The sequence below is a fragment of the Corynebacterium sp. TAE3-ERU12 genome (assembly GCF_019209905.1).
Classification (GTDB): domain Bacteria; phylum Actinomycetota; class Actinomycetes; order Mycobacteriales; family Mycobacteriaceae; genus Corynebacterium.
In genome coordinates this window covers 1274687-1295056 of sequence record NZ_JAHUTM010000001.1, presented here as the reverse complement: position 1 = coordinate 1295056, position 20370 = coordinate 1274687, and the positions used below count along the sequence as shown (strand labels likewise).

Annotated in this window: 17 protein-coding genes; 7 read left to right on the top strand and 10 right to left on the bottom strand. The window is 62.4% G+C overall.

Annotated features, from left to right (window positions below; genetic code table 11):
- The first annotated feature begins 14 nt into the window (after positions 1-14).
- Positions 15-620, top strand: coding sequence for a DNA-binding protein (locus tag KRX51_RS05885; protein ID WP_218362076.1), 606 nt, complete (start codon positions 15-17; stop codon positions 618-620).
- Between the two features lie 87 nt (positions 621-707).
- Here the strand turns inward: KRX51_RS05885 and KRX51_RS05880 are convergent, their stop codons facing one another.
- From KRX51_RS05880 to KRX51_RS05870, 3 genes are read right to left on the bottom strand one after another with little or no spacing between them, the layout of a single operon-like run.
- Entirely contained in the window at positions 708-1943 is a 1236-nt protein-coding gene (locus tag KRX51_RS05880) for an SPFH domain-containing protein (protein ID WP_218362299.1), read from the bottom strand.
- A 59-nt stretch (positions 1944-2002) separates the two neighbouring features.
- Positions 2003-2449 (bottom strand): NfeD family protein, encoded by a 447-nt coding sequence (locus KRX51_RS05875; RefSeq protein WP_218362075.1) that lies wholly within the window; start codon positions 2447-2449, stop codon positions 2003-2005.
- A gap of 19 nt (positions 2450-2468) precedes the next feature.
- The gene (locus KRX51_RS05870) at positions 2469-3317 is read right to left on the bottom strand and encodes a DUF3097 domain-containing protein (protein WP_218362074.1); all 849 of its coding nucleotides are present in this window, start codon (positions 3315-3317) and stop codon (positions 2469-2471) included.
- Between the two features lie 24 nt (positions 3318-3341).
- On the opposite strand from KRX51_RS05870, the gene KRX51_RS05865 reads away from it, so the two are divergent.
- Positions 3342-4175 (top strand): hypothetical protein, encoded by an 834-nt coding sequence (locus tag KRX51_RS05865; protein ID WP_218362073.1) that lies wholly within the window; start codon positions 3342-3344, stop codon positions 4173-4175.
- Here KRX51_RS05865 and KRX51_RS05860 read toward each other — a convergent pair.
- From KRX51_RS05860 to KRX51_RS05835, 6 genes are all read right to left on the bottom strand, one after another.
- Positions 4172-5299 carry a ferrochelatase gene (locus KRX51_RS05860; protein WP_218362072.1) on the bottom strand — a complete coding sequence of 376 codons (1128 nt, stop codon included), beginning with the start codon at positions 5297-5299 and terminating at the stop codon, positions 4172-4174. The two genes, KRX51_RS05865 and KRX51_RS05860, sit on opposite strands and share 4 nt — an antisense overlap.
- A gap of 48 nt (positions 5300-5347) precedes the next feature.
- Positions 5348-6322, bottom strand: coding sequence for a VWA domain-containing protein (locus tag KRX51_RS05855; protein WP_218362071.1), 975 nt, complete (start codon positions 6320-6322; stop codon positions 5348-5350).
- A complete protein-coding gene (locus KRX51_RS05850) occupies positions 6323-7180 on the bottom strand; it encodes a DUF58 domain-containing protein (RefSeq protein ID WP_218362070.1) in 858 nt (285 codons plus the stop codon).
- Positions 7181-8104 carry a MoxR family ATPase gene (locus KRX51_RS05845; protein WP_218362298.1) on the bottom strand — a complete coding sequence of 308 codons (924 nt, stop codon included), beginning with the start codon at positions 8102-8104 and terminating at the stop codon, positions 7181-7183. It abuts the gene before it with no gap.
- A 156-nt stretch (positions 8105-8260) separates the two neighbouring features.
- Positions 8261-9985 (bottom strand): DIP1281 family NlpC/P60 protein, encoded by a 1725-nt coding sequence (locus tag KRX51_RS10200; protein WP_370625053.1) that lies wholly within the window; start codon positions 9983-9985, stop codon positions 8261-8263.
- 498 nt (positions 9986-10483) lie between these two features.
- On the bottom strand, positions 10484-10981 hold the full coding sequence (locus KRX51_RS05835; protein ID WP_218362068.1) for a DUF6676 family protein: 498 nt from the start codon (positions 10979-10981) through the stop codon (positions 10484-10486).
- Positions 10982-11277: 296 nt separating this feature from the next.
- On the opposite strand from KRX51_RS05835, the gene acnA reads away from it, so the two are divergent.
- The 3 genes from acnA to KRX51_RS05820 all read left to right on the top strand — a co-directional run bounded on the left by acnA (position 11278) and on the right by KRX51_RS05820 (position 15660).
- On the top strand, positions 11278-14064 hold the full coding sequence (acnA, locus tag KRX51_RS05830) for an aconitate hydratase AcnA (protein ID WP_218362067.1): 2787 nt from the start codon (positions 11278-11280) through the stop codon (positions 14062-14064).
- 89 nt (positions 14065-14153) lie between these two features.
- The gene (locus KRX51_RS05825; protein WP_218362066.1) at positions 14154-14717 is read left to right on the top strand and encodes a TetR/AcrR family transcriptional regulator; all 564 of its coding nucleotides are present in this window, start codon (positions 14154-14156) and stop codon (positions 14715-14717) included.
- A gap of 169 nt (positions 14718-14886) precedes the next feature.
- Positions 14887-15660: a glutamine amidotransferase gene (locus KRX51_RS05820; RefSeq protein WP_218362065.1), complete on the top strand. Its 774-nt coding sequence runs from the start codon at positions 14887-14889 to the stop codon at positions 15658-15660.
- Here the strand turns inward: KRX51_RS05820 and KRX51_RS05815 are convergent.
- The gene (locus tag KRX51_RS05815; protein WP_218362064.1) at positions 15657-17288 is read right to left on the bottom strand and encodes an ABC-F family ATP-binding cassette domain-containing protein; all 1632 of its coding nucleotides are present in this window, start codon (positions 17286-17288) and stop codon (positions 15657-15659) included. The two genes, KRX51_RS05820 and KRX51_RS05815, sit on opposite strands and share 4 nt — an antisense overlap.
- Positions 17289-17307: 19 nt before the next feature.
- On the opposite strand from KRX51_RS05815, the gene KRX51_RS05810 reads away from it, so the two are divergent.
- A complete protein-coding gene (locus tag KRX51_RS05810) occupies positions 17308-18768 on the top strand; it encodes a lycopene cyclase family protein (RefSeq protein ID WP_218362063.1) in 1461 nt (486 codons plus the stop codon).
- Between the two features lie 151 nt (positions 18769-18919).
- Positions 18920-20362: an amino acid permease gene (locus KRX51_RS05805; RefSeq protein ID WP_255549510.1), complete on the top strand. Its 1443-nt coding sequence runs from the start codon at positions 18920-18922 to the stop codon at positions 20360-20362.
- Positions 20363-20370 lie beyond the last annotated feature (8 nt).

Genomic DNA, 20370 nt, shown 5'->3' with positions numbered 1-20370 from the left:
ATAGACTTATGCCTATGTTTGCTGTTCATGCTCGCTACCGTGGTCGGGCTAGCCGCCGCGCTGACCACGTAGTCGCCTCCGCCGCAGCACTGTCGCGCCTGGAGGCCGTTGGTGAGGTCACCACCGCCGGCGTCGAAGATATCCACGCCACCCCGCAAGGACCGGTCGGGGTGACCACTTTGGTGTTGGCATTGCTTGCCGCCGGTGACTGGGCGGTGGCTATTGCCGTGTGTCCCCCACATGCCGGCGCTGGTGCTGGAATGAGTGCTGCTGCCCGGGCTAGTGCAGCCTCGGATGCTGCTACTGCCGCTCTTGGGCGCGGTGGGCGCGCGGGGCAGGTCCAGGTCCGCGTGATCGGTGAGACCACAGCCGTCGGTGATGCCAGTGATGATATCGCTGCGGCTTTTACGTTGCTGCAGCACGTGATTTCGCGGCGCTCCGCGCAGGGGCGCCAGGCAACGGGGCTCATGCGCGCAGGGTGGTCTCAGGTGGAGGCCGCCGCCGAACTTGGGGTGAGTAAGCAGGCGGTCAATCAGCGGCTCAACGCGGCTGGTTGGCATGCCGAAGAGGCCGGCTGGACCCTGGCGGTACATCTGCTCGAACGCGCAGCGCAGCTGTAAAAGCGCAGCTGTAAAAAATACCGATGCGGCCCCGACGCAGGCTTGTGAGTCTGCGTCGGGGCCGCATGTGCTCGGCGGTATTGCGGATTAGGTATCCGATGGGGTCGAATCACCCTCGCGTGGTATCGGGTGTGGTTGCTGCTTGGTTGGTGGCACACCCGGCTCTGTTGTACCGGGGGCGGCACCAGCTGCTTGCGACTGGCCGAGTTCGCGTACCGGCGGGGCCTGTTCGGGCTTAGCTGGACTTTGCTCGTCGCCGGTGACCTTTGCGGAGGCAGCGGCAGCTAGTGGGTCATCGACTGGGCGGTTGGCGACCTCATTGGCAGCGGCGACGGCACGCGCAATCTCCGGGTTGGTCGACATATCGAACCAATCCTGGTTGTCGTCGGCGGCTACTTCCTCACGCACCCGGTCGGGTACCGGCGGGGCTTCGTAGCGGAAGACCCCATCGTCGTCTTGTTTGCCGAAGGCCTTGGCGAAGGATTCCAGGGAATCCCCGAACTGGCTGGGCACCATCCACACCGAGTTGCCGTCCTTAGCGGCTAGTTCGGGCAGCGTCTGCAGGTACTGCCAGGCCAGAACCTCAGGGGTAAGCTCAGCGGCCTTGACCGCAGCGTTGACCTTGCGCACCGCAGCGGCCTCACCTTGGGCAATCAGGTACTGCGCGGCGCGTTCACCCTCGGCTTCGAGGATGGTGGCCTGGCGTTCCGCCTCCGCGGCGAGGATTTTGGCGTGCTTATCGCCCTCAGCGGCCAGGATTTGGGCCTGCTTGCGGCCCTCGGCGGTTTTGATATCGGCCTCGCGGGTGCCTTCTGCGGTCAGAATCATGGCGCGCTTCTCACGGTCGGCCTTCATCTGCTTCTCCATCGACTGCTGAATCGACGGCGGCGGGTCAATGGCCTTCAATTCCACGCGGGCAATCCGCAAGCCCCAGTTGGCGGTGGCTTCATCCAGGGAGCCACGCAGCCGGCGGTTGATGTATTCGCGGCTGGTCAGGGTCTGTTCCAGGGTCAGGCCGCCGACAACGTCACGCAGGGTGGCGGTGGTGATCTGTTCGATGCCGAAGATGTAGTCCGAGACGCCGTAAATAGCGCGGGCGGGTTCATTGACCTGGAAGGTCACCACCGTGTCAATGGCTACGGTGAGGTTGTCTTCGGTAATGACCGCCTGGGGTGGGAAAGTCACCATCCGCTCACGGGTGTCGACCTTCTCGCGCACCGAATCAATGAATGGAACAACGAAGGCCAAACCCGAATCGAGGGTGCGGGTATAGCGGCCCAGACGCTCCACGATGGCGGATTCACCCTGGCGTACCAGCACCATCGACCGGGAAATAATGACGATGAACAGGGCGACGATAATTGCGCCCACAATAATGCCTGTCAATGGGAGACCTCTTCGTCTATCACAACGGTATTGCCGTCAACACTAATAACTGTGACGCGGTCACCTGCGGCGAATTCGGTGCCGGTGACCAACGTGCGCGCCGACCATAATTGGCCGGCAACACGCACCACCCCGGCATCGGCATCGACGCTTTCTACGACCACCCCACCCCGCCCGGGAAGCGAGCGGGGACCGCCGGCGAAGTCCAAGGCGCGGTCGGGGGTGGCCATACGCTTCCGCAATGCAGGCCGGACCAGCATCAACAGCAGCGCGGTCACGACCACGAATGCCGCCACAGTGGCCCATAGCGGCATCCCCAGCCCACTCATACCGGCGGCGACCAGCGCGCCGCCTCCGAGCATGAGCAGCGATAAATCGCCGAGGAGCAATTCCCCGGCGATGAGTGCTAATGCAAGGACAACCCAAACTATTGCTGCGGACACGCCGTCGACTCTACCCGCCTTATTGGTTGGGTGGCACGGTCACAAAGTCAATAAGTTGCTCTACTGCCTGCAATAACGTCGGTTCTAAGTCGCGGAAACTATGCACTGAGGAGCGCACTTTACGCCAGCCATCGGTGGGGTCTGCCCAGCCCAACTGTGCGCACACGCCGGTTTTCCAGTCCTGGCCTTTGGGTACCTTCGGCCAGGCTTTAATGCCGACCGCGGCGGGCTTCACCGCTTCCCAGATATCGATATAGGGGTGTCCGGTGACCATCACATGCGGGCCTAGGTGCTGGGTCATGCGCATCTCTTTGGACCCGGTGACGAGGTGGTCGGCGAGCACCCCGACCCGACGGCCCGGCCCGGGCTGGAACTCAGCTAGTCGTTCGGCGAGGTTATCGAGGCCTTCGAGGTGTTCGACTACTACACCTTCGACGCGCAGGTCATCGCCCCAGACGCGTTCGACGATCTCGGCGTCGTGGATGCCTTCTACCCAGATTCGGCTGGGCAGGGCGATTTTCGCGGTTGCGTTAGCGACCGCCCGGGAGCCGGAGGCGGTGCGTTGTTTGCGCGGGTCCGGTGGGGTTTTCTTTGGCCGCACCAGGGTGACTTCTTGGCCGTCGATGAGAAAAGCCCCGGGGCGCATCTCGAAAAGGCGCACTTTGCCGCGCCGGTCCTCGAGTTGCACCAGGTCATAGGGCCGGTTTTTCTCGAATCCGACGACGAGGCCAACGAACCCGGATTCGGGGTCCTCGGCGACAACATCAGGTGTTGCTGGCACCTTCGGTGGCGCCGGTCGGTTTCGGCGCTGGTGGCCGCGTCGGCCAGCGAAGACGTCTTGGCCTGAGTACATATCGGAGAAGCCCATGGGGTCCAAGATATCGTTGCCCCCATGGAACGGCCGATTCTGGAGCAGGTGTGGAATCCCACCCAGCACATAGCGCTGTGGTTGGGGGCGTGGGCGACCGGTCACGCAGGTTTTGATCATTGTTCAGAAGCCTTGGCGAGCCTCGGGCCTACCCACCAGGTTGATCTTGTCGACGCATATGTGCCCGAGGTGGTCGACCTCGACGCGCCGCTGCACACGCCGGAGTTTTTACGCCTGGTTCGCGCAGTTACTGCCGACGGCCCGCGTGGGGTGACCGCCGAGCCCCCGGTGCGGCTTGTGCTTGCCGGGCCGGGTGATGTTCCGGCGCTGCCCGCCCAGTCCGCGGCGGCGGAGGCGACCCGGCAGGCAGGTTCTGCGGTGGTGCTTGCCGACGCTGATCCCCAGTGGCATCACGTCGTTGTTCCTGCCGCCGGTGATGCCGGCTTGGTCTGGCAGTGGTTTTCGCTGGACCAACCGTTGCCGCCGTCGGCGCACCTGTCCCCTGGTGAGGCTGATCTGCAGCTTGCCGACGCTACCCGCGCCGCTGCGGCACAGGTGCAGGCCCGCCACCACGGCGGTGCCGGTTCGACGGTGCCGAATCCGCGACTTCGGGTGGGCGCGTTAACGGATCATTTTGATCTGGTGGCAACCCCACCGGCGATGCCGAATCGGGCCGGTGGGCTCATCGCGCGGGCGGATAATGTGGCCGCGGTGCTGGCGGTGGCCCAGTCCGGGCCGGGCGGGTCAGAGGTGGACCCGGAACTTATTCCGCTGTGGCGCACTGTCCGCCAAGCACGGACCACGGCCGTGGAATATGCGGTACGGGAGTGGTCTGCGCAGGCGGCGGAGTTTGCCTAACTAGCGTTGGCGCCATGAGCTGTGCCGTGGCCGGCACCGTGGCCGTGGCCGGCCCCGTGGGGGCGGCGTTTGGGCTGCACACAGCAATTCTGGTTACAGGTATTGCCATCGCTGGCCTGCCCAAACTGGGGCAGTGTGCCAAGCCGACGCACCGGTGCCTGCTCCGTTTGCTCCCGGATGAGCTCAACAATCATCGTGGCGAACCCAGCGGTCGGTCCCGGGGTGCCGGCGCGCTCAATGACGATGTCGTGGTGCTCCATCTCATCCTGAAGCTCGGAGTCCAAGTCCCAGGCGACCTCAATATGGTCAGAAATAAACCCGACCGGGCACACCACCGCAGCCTTTAAGTCCTCATTCTCGGTGAGGTCCTCGACGTGGTCGACGATATCGGGCTCAAGCCACGGGATCTGCGGCGGGCCGGAGCGTGACTGCCACACCACATCAAAGTCTTCGATGCCAAGCTTGTCTGCGATGAGCTGGGAGGCTTCGGCAACCTGCCGGGAATACAGGTGCCCCTCCCCTGCGGCCGGGCCGGCGGCCTTATCCGCCGACTCCGGGATCGAGTGCGCGGTGAAGATCAAGCGGGCCTCATCGCGGCGATCGGCGGGAAGCCGGTCAAAAGCATCCTGGATGGTGCCGGCGAACTCCGCAATGAACAGCGGGTGGTCGTGGAAACCACGAAGACGCTGCAAGTGGAGCTGCGGCAGCCCCTTATCCGCGAGGTGCTGGCGGGCTCGGGCGATGTCCTCGTGGTACTGGCGGCACCCCGAGTACCCGGCCCAGGCGCTGGTGGCGAAGACTAGCGCGGAACGCACCCCGTCGCCCACCATCTCTTCGACGGTGTCTTCGATCATGGGGTGCCAGTTGCGGTTACCGAAATAAACCGGCAGGTCGATCCCCTCGTCGGCAAGCTCAGCGCGCACGTGATCAATGATCTCGCGGTTGAGATCATTAAGCGGCGAACGGCCATTGAAGTTCTTGTAATGCTCGCCGACCTCATCGAGTCGCTCGGGCGGGATACCGCGACCACGAGTGACGTTTTCCAAAAAAGGCCGGACATCTTCCATCTTCTCCGGGCCACCGAAGGAAAGGAAGAGCAGAGCATCGTAATCGGCTGCTGTCATGCCGCCAGTCTAACCGGGCGCCACGGCGAAATGCCGCTAAGCATCACCTCAATGGCCAGGGCTGCGCCGCGACTCGAAAACCTCAGCGCCCACCGCAATCACAAGGACCCAAAAAGCCGCCAATAACCACGGGCGCGGATTAGGCTCCTGGCGCATCTCATAACCAATATCATCAGCCAACTCGCCGTAGGCATCATTGAGCTCATCGAGCGACTCCGCCTTATTGAACGTGCCGTCGGTGCGCTCAGCGATCTGCTGCAAAGACACATCATCAGTGGGCACCGGGATTCGTTCCCCCTGGACTTCAACAGCACCGTCGGGAGTACCGAAAGAAATAGTATTCACCGGCACGCCCCGCTCGGCGGCCTCCTCAGCGGCGGTATAAGCACCCCGCGGATCATCGAGTTCAGCCGGAATGGTCTGCTCCCCGTCGGAAAGCAAAATAATCGCCGCCGGCGGCGGGCCCTCTGCCCCACCAATCGTGTCCTCAACCTCGGCAACCGCATCTAGGGCAGCCATAATCGCATCACCAGTGGCAGTGGCATTAGCCAAGGTAGCCGCGTCCAAAGCACGAGCAACCCGGCCATGATCAGTCGTCGGCGACACCGGGGTTCGCGTAGAACCCGCAAAAGTCACCAAACCCAGGTTGAGATCATCGGGCATGGTCTCAATGAACTTCTTCCCCGCCTCCTTCGCCGCAACCACACGGGACGGAGCAACATCCTTTGCCCCCATGGACAACGACACATCCACGACAAGAATGACCGTGGCGCGATTGCGGGCGACCTTCTTCTCTGTAATCGGCTCCGCTAAGGCGATACAGGCCAACACCAAGGCCACCACCATCGCAATAACCGGGATATGCCGGGTCCAATTCGTTGTGGACTGCAACACCTGCTGCAACGCGAAGGTATTAGAAAACGCGATCGCTCGGCGCCGCGAACGCCGCACCACCACCGCATAGACAGCCGCCGCGATAAGCGGAATAACAGCAGCGACAAGCCAATAAGGATGCGCGAACATCTAACGTCCTGCCTTCCGAGAAAGCTGGCGGGCCATATCAGTCACCCAATCCCGGTCCGTCCGCAACTCAATGGTCTCAGCCCGGCAGCGGCGCAATTCCGCATGTACCTGCTCCCGGTGCTGGGCGGCCTGAGCAGCATAATCCCGCCGGAGTCGTTCTGTGACGGTGAAGGATAACCGCTGCCCGGAATCAGCGTCGGAAAGCACCACCGGGCCTTCCCCGGGAAGTTCCACATCGGCGGGATCGACTAAGTGAATGGCCATGACATCAGTACGCGCAGCAAGCACACGCAGCGGCTCTGACCAGCTGAAATCACCGAGGAAATCGGAGATCACCACAATCAGGCCAGCATGTGGGGCGCGCGCCGGAAGCGACATCAAATCCGCAGCAAGACCCCCACCGCCCTCATGACGAGCAGCGGTATCCATAATCCGCAGCATCGCGGCCCGCCCCCGCGCCGGCGGCACAAGCTGGCCGTCGGCAAGCAAAGCAGTGCGATCCCCCGGGCCCGAATTCAGCAAGGCCACCGCAGCGCAGGCATCTACGAGCAGGTGCCGCTTCGTGATCGCGCCGGTACCGGCGTTGAGACGCTGCGCGGCGTCGATCACAATCCAGGCCTCCAGCTCACGCTCTGCCTCCGGATCGCGCACATGCGGCACACCGGTGCGCGCAGTAACCGCCCAGTCCATCCGGCGCACATCATCACCTGGGGTGTACTCCCGGGAAGCATCCGGCTCACTGCCCGGGCCAGGCAGCGCAGAAGGAAACGAACCGCGCAACATCCCATCGAGGCGCCGCGTGACCGTTAACTCCACATGGCGCAGCAGGCGCTCCAGATCTTTGCCGCCGCGGGCCATCTAGACCCCCGGCTCCGGCAGCCGCACCGAAGCCAATAACTGGTCAATGATGACGTCCGGGGTCACTTCCTCAGCAACGCCCTCATAGCTGAGCACCAGGCGGTGGCGCAGCACGTCGGGAAGCACCTCGACGATATCCTCCGGCACAACATAATCCCGGCCCGCCAACACCGCAGTGGCGCGGGCAGCAGCAATCGTGCCCAGCGTCGCACGCGGCGAAGCGCCATAGGAAAGCTGACGATTGACATCAACCAGATTCGCGCGCATCGGATTCCGGGTCAGTTCAATAACCGCGACAACGTAGTCAATAAGACTGTGGTGGACGAAAACCTCACGGGTGTGCTGCTGTAACTCCCGAATCCGGAACGGGTCCAGGATCTGGTGCGCCCGCGGCGGGGTCGACCCCATCCGGTACACAATCTCGCGTTCCTCAGCAGGTGTTGGGTAGCCCACCAGGACCTTGAATAAGAAACGGTCCCGCTGCGCTTCGGGAAGCTGGTAGACGCCCTGGTTTTCGATCGGGTTCTGGGTGGCCAGCACCAAAAATGGGTCCGGCACCGGCAAGGTTTCATTGCCGATCGAGACCTGCCGCTCGGCCATGACCTCCAACAAAGCGGACTGGACCTTAGCCGGGGCGCGGTTGATCTCGTCGGCAAGCACCACATTGGCCATCACTGGGCCCTGCTCAATGCTGAATGTCGAGGTGTCCTGCCGGAAAATGCGGGTGCCGACAATATCGGAGGGAACCAGGTCCGGGGTGAACTGGATACGGCGGAAAGTACCGCCGATCACGGTGGCGAAGGTGGACACCGCCAAGGTTTTCGCCACACCGGGCACACCTTCGACGAGCACATGGCCGCCGGCGAGCATGGCCACAGCGAGGCGGTGGCACAGTTTTTCCTGGCCGACCACCACGGTCTGCATCTCGGCGAGCACACGGGATATATCCGAGTGGGACTCTATGCTCTGCGCGTGCTGGTTCACCTGGGAGGGCTCCTCATCGATAACAGTCCAAGGGCCCCGCACCAGTACAGGTTGCGGGGCGCCGAGGGTTTTTAGTCGGGCGCGGTAGCCCTGACTTTAGAGCAGACGGACCACATTCGGGGTCATGCTGTTGTAGCGGACCGGGGAAATCTTGACGACGTCACCGGACTGCGGGGCCTCAATCATGGTGCCATCACCGAGGTAGATGGCGACGTGGCCGTGGCCGTTGGGTCCCCAGAACAGCAGGTCGCCGCGCTGCATCTGGGACTTCGGGTAGTGGGTGCCGCGCTGGTACTGGTACCCGGTGTAGTGCGGCAGGGAGATGCCGACACCGGCGTAGGCGTACAGAGTAAGCCCGGAGCAGTCGAAGCCGACCTTGTTGTAATCGCCGTGGGCGTCAGCCACGCCACCATCGCGGATGCCGCGAGTCGGGCCGTTGGCATTGCCGCCACCCCAGGCGTACGGGGTGCCCAGGTAGGCCTTGGCGCGGGAGATCACGGTTTCAATCTTGGCGGCGCGGGAGCTAGCAGAAGACGCGGTGCCCTCAGCGCCGCTGGGGGCGGTCTCTACAGTCGAACCGGAGCCGGTGGTGCCGGAATCACTGGTGCCGGAATCGGAGGCGCCAGCCTCAGAGTTGCTATCTTCCTCGGCCTTCTCCTGGACCTCGTCTACGACGTCCTCGACCGCATCGGCTGCCTCAGCGATCGCATCGGCTGTGCCGGTATTGGCATCACCGGTACCAGTGCCATTGTCGGTGCCGTTGTCGGTGCTGGCGTCGGTGTCCGGGGTCGGCTCTTCCGAGGGCTGCGAGGGCTCTGGGGTGGGCTCGGTGGACGGCACATCCGGGATGGGCAGCGGAGTGGGCTCATTGGAGCCGTTATCGGCGCCGTTATTCTCGTCGGCACGCTCCTGGGCGGCGCGGATAGCCTCGGCGGCGGCACGAGCACCCAAGGCAGCAATGCCCTTGGCAGCATCGCGGACGCGGGCCTGGTTTTCCTCGTCCTCAATCTCGGCCTTGATGCGCGCACGTGCCTCATCGGCAGCGCGCTGCGCGGCCTCAGCCAGTGCCTTTTCCGCACGCTTGCGCTCTTCGCTGTTTTCGTAGGCTTCCCGGGCGCGGTTGAGTTCCTGGACTACCGTGCGGGCAGCCTCAAGTGCAGCATCGGCGCCACGGCGCTCAGCGAGAACCTGGCGGTACTCGGTCTGCTTGACCTCAAGCTTCTCGGTGGCAGTGACCATGGACTGCTCGGCCTCGGTCTTGCGGGTCTCGGCGACGAGCTCCGACTGCTCCGCTTCGCGCTTGGCTACGCGCAGGGAGGCCTCAGAGTTGGCGTCGCGGGTACGGGCGCGGACGAGCTCTTCAAGCTCGGCCTGCTGCTCTTCGACCTTGCGGCGCAGCAGTGCGGAACGCTCCAGGGCCTCATTGGCGTCATTGGCGCCCTGCAGGCTGCTGCCGGTGGACTTGCCCTGGCGCATGATCGAGCGGGCCAGCTTGTTGAAGTCAGCCTGCTCCTGGCGCAGCACCTCGCGGGCGTCATCGAGCTTGGCGCGGGCTTCGGCGGCGGCGGCGCGGTTGCGTTCGGCTTCCTCACGGGCGACTTCGAGGTCGACCATGGCGCGGTTGACGCTTTCGCGGATGGAACCTAACTGCAGTTCCAGCGCGGCGACTTCGCGTTCGCTGGCGGATGCCTCAGCAACGAGGTTCTGGACGACCTGGGCAGAGGTATTCAGCTCTGCTTTGGCGTTATTGATTTCGGTCTGACTGACAGGGCGCGGTTCAGCTGCTGCGGCAGGAATCTGCGCAGCAAACATCGCGGCCATGGCTAGGCCTGCGACTGGGCGCGTAATCCAGCGCTGGTCGCTGAAGGGTCGAGCGTGGGCCACCTGTGCTCCTTGGTTTGTTGACTGCCGGAGCGTCTAGGCAGAAACAACTTCCCCATTGCTCTTACCGTGCGCCGCTCCGTATATACCGGCGTTACCAGCAGATGACCCTGCGCCTCATAGGGCAACATAGGTCTAACTGCCGAACAACAGGCACGCTACGGCACTCGCGCCCCTAAAAACACAGCAGTCACATAAGAATAAACTCATCTCATGGCTGTTATGCGTTCGTAACCGCGTCTAACCTGCAGGCTTGTCGGCAAAAATTTCTAGTGTGACCTTCGTCTCATTTTGGGTTTTGTGCGGTGTGTCATGAGCTGGGGATACGCAAAAGCGACTACGAGGCCGTCATTTGGTCAAGAATAAAGCCTTGACTACCGCTAAGGCGAGTCAAGGCTGCACCGACCCAAAAGGGCGCTACACACTATCCGGTCGTCGTCACCGGCTGTAAGCCCTGCGCGCCCGCAACCACCACACCAGAGGCAGGGTCACGGCCAAGACCATGACCACCCCGAGGGCGATGTAGTTGATCTCAGACCACGGAATGAAATGCGTCGTAGTCGTATGAATAAACGCGTCAAGGCCTTCGGGGTAGCGAATCTCATCCATCATCGCCAACTCCCCCGACTCCAAAGCAGAACGAGAAAAGCTTTCCGAATAAGAACCGCTCATCATGGGGCTACGCACCACAACGGTGCCGCCGGTCTCCTGGCCAATGGTGGTCGCCAAATCCCGCACCAGGGTGTCTGTCTCAGGTGTCTTATCTAATACGACAACCTGAAGATCGGGCATGCCACGGCTGCCCGCATCATCGACGATCGGTTGCAATGCGTCGTCAAGCTGCGCATTCGTCGTTACGATGCGATCCTCGGCCAGCTCGGCGCGGATAGCGTCGATGTCGAAGTATTCGCTCGCGGTCTGCACCTCGGTCGTCATCGCGTCACTCCTGGGGGTTTCATTTGGGTGTGGCCATTGTGCCCGTTAGTGACGGCGAATCAGTGATGGCGCGCGGGGGTGTGGTTCACCCAGCTGCGCCGGGGTTAAGCAAAGCGGCACGCGGGAGGCTCATTTATGGAACAGAACGCCCGTACTGTTAAGATTGTTTGAGGTCGAGCACTATTTGTGTGGTCTGCGTTGCCGGCTTCACTAGACGCTCGAGCTACGCGCCTAGGGCCCGTTCGTGTGCGGGGCCACGGTGCGCACTCACCCGAATTAAAGAATTGGAGCTGACTGTGACTGACAGCAAAAACTCCTTCGATGCCAAGAGCACTCTTGACGTCAATGGCAAGTCCTACGACTACTACCGCATTGACGCCGTGCCCGGCATGGAGAAGCTGCCCTACGCGCTGAAGGTTCTCGGCGAGAACCTGCTGCGCAATGAAGACGGCGCGAACATTACCGAAGAGCACATCAACGCGGTTGCTAACTGGGACCCCAGCGCAGACCCGTCGATTGAGATCCAGTTCACCCCAGCCCGTGTGATCATGCAGGACTTCACCGGTGTTGCCTGTGTGGTTGACCTGGCCACCATGCGTGAAGCGGTCAAGACCCTCGGCGGTGACCCGGACGCGGTTAACCCGCTCAACCCGGCCGAGATGGTCATCGACCACTCCGTCATCATCGAAGCTTTCGGTGACTCGCAGTCCCTCGAGACCAACGTGGACATCGAGTACCAGCGCAATGATGAGCGTTACCGCTTCCTGCGTTGGGGCACCGGTGCCTTCGACAACTTCCGTGTCGTTCCCCCGGGAACCGGCATTGTGCACCAGGTCAACATCGAGTACCTGGCCCGCACCGTCTTCGACAAGGACGGCCTGGCCTACCCCGATACCTGTGTCGGTACTGACTCCCACACCACCATGGAAAACGGCCTGGGCATCCTGGGCTGGGGTGTTGGCGGCATTGAGGCCGAGGCTGCCATGCTGGGCCAGCCGATCTCCATGCTCATCCCGCGCGTTGTTGGCTTCAAGCTGACCGGCGATATGCCGGTGGGCTGCACCGCCACCGACGTCGTGCTCACCATCACCGACATGCTTCGTCAGCACGGTGTGGTCGGCAAGTTCGTCGAGTTCTACGGCGCTGGCGTCTCCAAGCTGCCGCTGGCCAACCGCGCCACCATCGGCAATATGTCCCCCGAGTTCGGCTCCACCGCCGCGATCTTCCCGATCGACGAGGAGACCATCAAGTACCTCGAGCTCACCGGCCGCTCCAAGGAGTCCCTGGCTCTGGTCGAGGAGTACGCCAAGGCTCAGGGCATGTGGCTCGACGAGAACACCCCCGAGGCCGAGTACTCCGAGTACCTCGAGCTCGACCTGTCCACTGTCGTTCCCTCCATCGCCGGCCCGAAGCGTCCCCAGGACCGCATCGAGCTCACCGACGCTAAGAGCCAGTTCCGCAAGGACCTGCACAACTACGTCTCCGTCGGCGAAGATATGGGCGATATGGCCGATGAGGGCGGCGCTGCTGCTGCCGGCACCCCGGCCAATGCTGCCGACGCCAAGGGCAATATGCCCTCCGCTGCCGCATCGGCTGAGGGTCGTCCCTCCAACCCGACTGTTGTTGAGTACAAGGGTGAGAAGATCGAGCTCGACCACGGCATGGTCGGTATCGCCTCCATCACCTCCTGCACCAACACCTCCAACCCGTCCGTCATGGTCGGTGCCGCCCTGCTGGCGCGCAACGCCGCGGATAAGGGCCTGAAGTCCAAGCCGTGGGTGAAGACCTCCATGGCTCCGGGCTCCCAGGTTGTCACCGGCTACTACGAGAAGGCGGGCCTGTGGTCCTCCCTGGAGGCCATGGGCTTCTACCTCGTCGGCTACGGCTGCACCACCTGTATTGGTAACTCCGGTCCCCTGCCGCAGGAAATCTCCGACGGCATCAACGAGGGCGACCTGGCTGCTACCGCGGTGCTGTCCGGTAACCGTAACTTCGAGGGTCGTATTAACCCCGACATCAAGATGAACTATCTTGCGTCGCCGATCCTGGTTATCGCCTACGCCATCGCCGGCACCATGGACTTCGATTTCGAGACCGATCCGCTGGGTCAGGACCAGGACGGCAATGACGTCTTCCTGCGCGATATCTGGCCGACCACCGAAGAGATCGAGTCCGTCATCGAGGAGTGCATCACCTCCGAGCTGTACGACGAGGACTACGCTGACGTCTTCGCCGGTGATGAGCGCTGGCAGTCCCTGCCCACCCCGGAGGGCAAGACCTTCGCGTGGGACGACGCCTCCTCCTACATCCGCAAGGCACCGTACTTCGACGAGATGGACATGGAGCCCTCCGATGTCACCGACATCGACGGCGCTCGCGTGCTGTGCTTGCTGGGCGACTCGGTCACCACTGACCACATCTCCCCGGCATCGTCGATTAAGCCGGGCACCCCGGCTGCCCAGTACCTCGACTCCATGGGTGTGGAGCGCAAGGACTACAACTCCTTGGGCGCCCGCCGTGGTAACCACGAGGTGATGGTGCGCGGTACCTTCGCCAATATCCGCCTGCAGAACCAGCTGCTCGATGGCGTCTCGGGTGGCTACACCCGCGACTTCACCCAGGAAGGTGGACCGCAGTCCTTCATCTACGACGCCGCCCAGAACTACAAGAAGGAAAACACTCCCCTTGTGGTGCTCGGTGGTAAGGAGTACGGCACCGGTTCCTCCCGTGACTGGGCCGCTAAGGGCACCCTGCTGCTGGGCGTGCGCGCCGTCATCGCCGAGTCCTTCGAGCGTATTCACCGCTCGAACCTCATCGGCATGGGCGTCATCCCGCTGCAGTTCCCCGAAGGCGAGTCCTGGAAGTCCCTGGGCTTGGAAGGCACTGAGACCTTCGATATCTCCGGTATCGAGGAGCTCAATAACGGCACCACTCCGAAGACGGTGCACGTCAAGGCCACCAAGGAAAATGGTGACGTCATTGAGTTCGACGCTGTCACCCGCATCGACACCCCCGGTGAGGCTGACTACTACCGTCACGGCGGCATCCTGCAGTACGTGCTGCGCAATATGATCAACGGCTAGTTTCACTGCCCGTTGAGGCCCCTTAATAGTCCGCCCCGGTCCCATCCAGGGTCCGGGGCGGATCAGTGCACAACTGCGGGGAGCAGCCTATGCCGAAGGTAAGCGTTGAAGATTTGGCGCAACGCCGTCAGGACATCCTGGAAGGTGCGCGCCGGTGTTTCACCGAGTTCGGCTACGGCGGAGCAACCGTTGCACGACTGGAAGCAGCCACGGGTAAATCTCGGGGCGCTATCTTCCACCACTTCGGTTCCAAGGAAGGGCTGTTTTTAGCCCTTGCTGAAGAAGATTCCCGCCAGATGGCGGAGTTGACTGAGGAATCCGGGTTGGTGGAGGTCATGCGGGATCTCATTGCCAATCCTGACCAGCATGCCTGGTTGGGTACGCGCCTTGAGGTGGTGCGTCGGTTGCGTACCGACGCTGAGTTCCGCCAGCAGTGGTTCCAGCATCAAGAACACCTCGATCACGCCGTGCGGGAGCGTCTTTCTGCAAGTGCAGAAGCCGGCGCCTTGCGTAGCGATATTCCGCCGGAATCCTTGCGACTTCTCCTTGAGCTTTTGCTTGATGGGCTTATCACCAGGATTGCGACGGGGCAGCCTACCGATGGCGTGTCCGATGTGCTGGATCGTGTGGAAGCCTCCGTGCGAAGTCGTTAGTCGGGTGAGCGCACCTAGCCTTTGTGGGCCGCGCTTGTGTGGACATTGGTCCGGCAAGTGCGGCCCCTTTTCTATGCCCTGAACCAACGATGGACTAAGCTGTCTATCTGTCGTTGGAACCGACCGCCCCTTATCCCCGATCCACCACGCCGAGAGCAGGTCGCTGATTATGAACCACGCCATTGGTAGCGCACACAGCGCCGATGCCAAGCCGTTCCTGCTGCTGTCCACCCGAGGTGAAAACGCCGCCGCGCACGAGGAACAACTCTCCTTCGCCCGCGCCACCGGCCTCGCCCCCGTACACCTGCACCAGATGCGGCTCGAACGTGGTCTACCCGGAGACCTTGACTTAGACCGGTATTCTGCCGTCATCGTCGGCGGCGGTCCCTTCAACTACACCGACGAGAATAAAAGCCGCACCCAGCGCAATATCGAGGCCTGGTTCAAAGACCAGCTCGCCAATATTCTGCAGCGCGACTTCCCCTTCTTCGGCGCCTGCTATGGCGTCGGCCTGCTCAGCGCCGCCGCCCACGGCCGGGTCTCCCGCACCTATGGTGAACAGGCTGCGGTCATCCCCGTGGCGCTTACCGACGAAGGTGTGGCCGACCCGGTGCTTGCCGACGTTGACCCGAATTTCCACGCCATTGTTGGCCATAAGGAAGCCATCGAGGAGCTTCCCGACGGCGCGGTGCTGCTAGCTCGCGGTGAGGCCTGCCCGACGCAGATGTTCCGCCTGGGTAAGAATGCCTACGCCACCCAGTTCCACCCCGAGCTTGATGCAGTCAGCTTCGAGAAGCGACTGCGGATCTACGCCGGCCAGGGCTATTACCAGCCCGGCGCTGAGGCCCAGGCAATCGCGGATTCGAAGAAGTACGACGTGGGGGCGTCTAGCCAAATGCTGCGCAATTTCGTCTCGGCGCATGCCACGCCCCGGGCGAGCTAAGCCAGCTCGACGATGTCCATATAGTCTTCGCTCCACAAGTCCTCGGTGCCGTCGGGAAGCACAATGACGCGCTCTGGCTCTAGGGCTTTGACCGCACCGGGGTCGTGGGTGACAAGCACCACTGCCCCAGTGTAAGTGCGTAGTGCGTCGAGCACCTGTTCACGAGAGATCGGGTCCAGGTTGTTTGTCGGCTCGTCAAGCAGCAACACATTGGCCCGGGAGCTGACCAAGGAAGCCAGCGCGAGGCGGGTTTTTTCACCACCGGAGAGAGTCCCGGCGGGTTGTTCCAGCTGCGCCCCGGAGAACATGAACGCCCCCAGCAGCGAGCGCAGTTCCTGCTCATTGACATTGGGGCAGGCTTCGACAGTGTTCTCCCAGACGGATTTATCGGGGTCGATTGTGTCGTGCTCCTGGGCGAAATAACCGATCTTTAGCCCATGCCCGGAGACGATGCCGCCTTCGCCGTCGGTACGCTCCACCCCGGCCAGCAGCTTCAATAATGTTGTTTTACCTGCACCGTTGAAGCCCAGTACGACCACCCGTGAGCCTTTATCGATGGCCAGGTCCACCCCGGCGAAGACCTCCAGGGAGCCGTACATTTTGGTCAGCCCGGTGGCGTTGAGCGGCGTTTTGCCGCATGGGGCCGGTTCCGGGAAAGAAATATGGGCGACCTTATCGGCGACGTGCTCTTCGTCGAGGTTGTCCATCATCCGTTCGGCGCGGGCAACCATCTGCTTAGCGGCCTTGGCTTTGGTGGCTTTGGCGCCGAGCTTATCGGCCTGCTTTTTCAGCTGGCTGGCTTTCTTTTCGGCATTGGCCCGTTCGCGTCGGCGGCGGGCTTCGTCGGTGGCGCGGGCGTCGAGGTATTTGCGCCAGCTCATGTTGTACACGTCGGCTTCAGCGCGTACCGCGTCGAGGAACCAGACCTTATTGCACACTGCGCCGAGCAGGTCCACGTCGTGGCTGATCATCACCAGGCCGCCGTCGTGTTGTTTGAGGAAGTCGCGCAGCCAGGTGATGGAGTCGGCGTCTAAGTGGTTGGTTGGCTCGTCGAGCAGCAGTGTCGTCGTGGATTTACCGGCCCCCTCCGATGCGGCGAAGAGGATGCGGGACAGTTCCACGCGGCGGCGTTGGCCACCGGAGAGAGTGGATAGTTGCTGGTCGAGGATGCGTTCGGGCAGGCCCAGGGCGTCGCAGATGCGGGCTGCTTCACTGTCGGCCTCGTAGCCGCCGAGGTCGTGGTAGCGCTCCTCGAGGCGGGAGTATTTGCCGATCGCCGCATCGCGTTTGGTGTCGGAGAGCTCGGATCCCATCAGCTCTTGCTGGCGGTCCATATTGCGGCGGATGGCATCCAGGCCGCGGGCGGAGAGCACCCGGTCGCGTGCGGTTTGGGTGATATCGCCTTCTTTGGGGTCCTGCGGCAGGTAGCCGACTGGCCCGGAGGTTGTCACCGAACCGCCGTAGGGTTCACCTTCACCAGCGAGGATGCGCATGGTGGTGGTTTTGCCCGCACCGTTGCGGCCGACGAGGCCGATCCGGTCGCCGGGCTGGACCCGCAGGTGTTCGCCGGGTGCTTCGAGCAGAGTCCGGGCGCCGACGCGGACTTCGAGGTCTTGGGTGACAATCACGGCTGGAAGGCTATCAAGCATGTGGCGTTTCGCTAATTTTGGGGCTATGCGTTGTTCTCCTTCTGCCTTGGTGTTGGGACTAGGCCCGGCTGGTCGTATCGCCGCGTATCGGGCTGCTGCTCGGGGGTGGTCGGTGTGCGCTATCGATCCCACCGGCGGCAGGATGCCCTCGACGATTGGTGCTTGGGCGGGTCAGCTGCCGCAGTGGTTGCCTGCCGACGTTGTCGCCGCCTGCGCCCCGGCGTTGGTGATTACCTCGACCGGCCGGGAGCGCCAGCTCGGCGATGACTACGTGGTGTTCGATGTGGATGCTCTGGGGCGCCTGGGTGCGGATACTTTCGAGGTGCTTCGGCAGCGTGCCATCCACACCACAGGTTTCCAGTTCTCCTTCTCGGATGCCTCCTCGCAGCGGTCGGTTGTGGCCCGCTGGTGGAGCAAGCTTCGGGGGTTATTCGATGTTGAGGACGCTTTCGCCGGCGCCGCTGTGATGCATGAGTATTTCCGCGTTGATCCGCGCCACTGGCCGGAGGATTTCGTTGACCCGCTTGGCCCCGGCGGGTCGTTGGAGTCGTTTGCGCAGCCGGACCTGCTCGTTGACACCATCCCGGTTTCTCCCCTGCTGGCCCGCCAGTTGGCTTTTGGCCAGGTTTTTGAGGAGGCTGACCTGCCCGTTACGCACCGTCGGTTAGTGCTGATGGATTTCACGGTGGCCGGCCAGCCGCACCCGGAGATGCCAGCCACCTTTTCGTACCGCATCCCGCTTGGTGATGGGCGCTGGCTGGTGGAGGAAACGATCCTGGCCACCACTGTGGGTGACCGGGGCCATGCTGAGGCGCTGCACGCCTACCTGCGTGAGCAACAACGCGCCCGGCTTGAGGCGCTTGGCATTGATGCCGGGTGTGCTGTGGATGAGGAGGTGGTGGATTTCCCGCTTGGCCCCTGGAAGCTGCAGGATCAAAGGCCCCGCCGTGCTATTGCCGATAAACTCCGCAATATTCCGGTGGGCAGCAAAGCCGCGCTGGACTTGTCCTGGTTGGTTCCGTTCAGCGGGAATAACGCTCCAGGTGAGGTTCATTTCGGTGCCGCTGGTGGGTGGATGCACCCGGCTACTGGGTATTCGGTGGGTGCGGTGCTTGCCGACGTTGACCGCGTCCTGGATCGTGGCCTAGCCGGCAAGAACACGAATCCCCCAGGTGGTGTGCGGCTGGGTCGATTGCGCCGGTTGGGGTTGGCGGTGTTGTTGAGTTTCAGCCCGGATCAGACGCGAGTATTTTTTGATGCCTTCTTCCGGCTTTCGGATAGGCGGATTTTCGCCTACCTGACGGGGTCGAGTCTGCGCGGTACCGCCCTGACGATGGTGTCGCTGTTGCCGCATCTTGTGCCGCACCGGGAAACATTATCTCGGTTGCTGGTGACGGCTGTGTCGGCAGTTGTCCCCTTCCGCACTAAAATCTCTAGACAACGGCGAGTGATGAACTAGGCTTAGCGACGTTTCGTGCCGCACGTGCGCGGCCTTGCCGTGAGGAAAGAGAGCCACCGTGAGCGTTTCTGCGAATACCGCAGCAGCGGATAGTTCAAACACGCAGCATCCGGGGACGCTCCGGCGCAGTTTGCGTGCTCGCCACCTCAATATGATCGCCATTGGCGGCGCTATCGGCACCGGTCTTTTCGTCGCCTCCGGCGCCACTATTTCTGAGGCGGGCCCTGGCGGCGCGCTGTTGGCCTATGCCCTGATCGGCGTCATGGTGTACCTGGTGATGCAGTCGCTTGGTGAGATGGCTGCGTATATGCCGGTGGCTGGTTCTTTCCAGGAATACGGTTCGCGGTTTGTCTCCCCGTCCTTCGGTTTCGCGATGGGCTGGAATTACTGGTTTAACTGGGCCATTACTGTTGCCGCGGAGCTCGTGGCTGCGGCTTTGGTGATGAAATACTGGCTGCCCGATGTCCCCGCCATTGTGTGGTCGGCGTTATTCCTGGCGATACTTTTTGGGCTTAATGCCCTTTCGGCGCGTGCTTATGGTGAGTCCGAGTTCTGGTTCGCCGCGATTAAGGTCATGACCGTTATTGTGTTTTTGATCATTGGTGTGGCAATGATCCTGGGCATTATGTCCGGCCAGTCCCCCGGTTTTGAGAACTGGACCCGAGATGACGCCCCATTTGTTGATGGTGGCCTTGGCGTCTTGGCTGTGTTCATCGCGGCTGGTTATTCCTTCCAGGGCACTGAGCTCGTCGGTGTTGCCGCAGGTGAAGCGGAGAATCCTTCGAAGACCATCCCGAGGGCGATCCGCACTATTTTCTGGCGCATCATGCTGTTCTATATCGGTGCGATCGCCATTATCGGTTTCCTTATCCCCTACACCGACCCGAACCTGCTGAACGCGTCGACGGAGAATATCTCGATTTCCCCGTTCACTCTTGTTTTCGACCGCGCTGGCGTGGCCATTGCCGCCGGTTTGATGAACGCGGTCATCCTGACCTCGGTGCTTTCTGCCGGTAACTCGGGTTTGTTTGCCTCCACTCGTATGCTTTTCGCCTTGTCCCGGCAGGGCCTGGCCCCGAAGTTTTTCGGCAAGCTGTCCAGCCACCAGGTGCCGATGCGGGCACTGGTAGCCACCACGGTTATCGGCATGGCCGGTTTCATCACCAGCCTTGTTGGTGATGGTGTGGCCTACACCTTCTTGCTGACCCTGTCCGCCCTGGCTGGTTTTATCACCTGGATGGGTATTTCGTGGTCCCATTACTGCTTCCGTAAAGCCTTAAAGGCCCAGGGCCACGAGTTAGCTGAGTTGCCCTATAAGTCCCCGTTCTTCCCGGCTGGTGCTGTTGTGGCGCTGCTGATGTGCTTTGGTGTCGTCATTGGCCAGGCGTATGGCCCGGCAACGACCGGTGAGAATGTGTTCGCCATCTTGGCGCCGTACCTGGGTATCCCGGTGTTTTTGGCGCTGTGGTTTGGCCATAAGTTCATCACCGGTTCGCAGGCGGTGGACCCGGCACAGGCTGATCTGTCCCGGGATGCCAGCTATGTTGTGGGCCCGTTTGATTCGGTGGAAGATATCGAGGCCGCCTCGAAATAGGCCGGCCC

Coding starts and splice junctions, on each gene's coding strand:
- KRX51_RS05855 (WP_218362071.1), bottom strand. CDS start 6,322: ATGTTCGCGCATCCTTATTGGCTTGTCGCTGCTGTTATTCCGCTTATC.
- KRX51_RS05805 (WP_255549510.1), top strand. CDS start 18,920: ATGATCGCCATTGGCGGCGCTATCGGCACCGGTCTTTTCGTCGCCTCC.
- KRX51_RS05885 (WP_218362076.1), top strand. CDS start 15: ATGTTTGCTGTTCATGCTCGCTACCGTGGTCGGGCTAGCCGCCGCGCT.
- KRX51_RS10200 (WP_370625053.1), bottom strand. CDS start 9,985: ATGGCCGCGATGTTTGCTGCGCAGATTCCTGCCGCAGCAGCTGAACCG.
- KRX51_RS05810 (WP_218362063.1), top strand. CDS start 17,308: ATGTGGCGTTTCGCTAATTTTGGGGCTATGCGTTGTTCTCCTTCTGCC.
- KRX51_RS05825 (WP_218362066.1), top strand. CDS start 14,154: ATGCCGAAGGTAAGCGTTGAAGATTTGGCGCAACGCCGTCAGGACATC.
- KRX51_RS05835 (WP_218362068.1), bottom strand. CDS start 10,981: ATGACGACCGAGGTGCAGACCGCGAGCGAATACTTCGACATCGACGCT.
- KRX51_RS05820 (WP_218362065.1), top strand. CDS start 14,887: ATGAACCACGCCATTGGTAGCGCACACAGCGCCGATGCCAAGCCGTTC.
- KRX51_RS05860 (WP_218362072.1), bottom strand. CDS start 5,299: ATGACAGCAGCCGATTACGATGCTCTGCTCTTCCTTTCCTTCGGTGGC.
- KRX51_RS05845 (WP_218362298.1), bottom strand. CDS start 8,104: ATGCAGACCGTGGTGGTCGGCCAGGAAAAACTGTGCCACCGCCTCGCT.
- KRX51_RS05850 (WP_218362070.1), bottom strand. CDS start 7,180: ATGGCCCGCGGCGGCAAAGATCTGGAGCGCCTGCTGCGCCATGTGGAG.
- KRX51_RS05865 (WP_218362073.1), top strand. CDS start 3,342: ATGGAACGGCCGATTCTGGAGCAGGTGTGGAATCCCACCCAGCACATA.
- KRX51_RS05880 (WP_218362299.1), bottom strand. CDS start 1,943: ATGGTGCTGGTACGCCAGGGTGAATCCGCCATCGTGGAGCGTCTGGGC.
- KRX51_RS05870 (WP_218362074.1), bottom strand. CDS start 3,317: ATGGGCTTCTCCGATATGTACTCAGGCCAAGACGTCTTCGCTGGCCGA.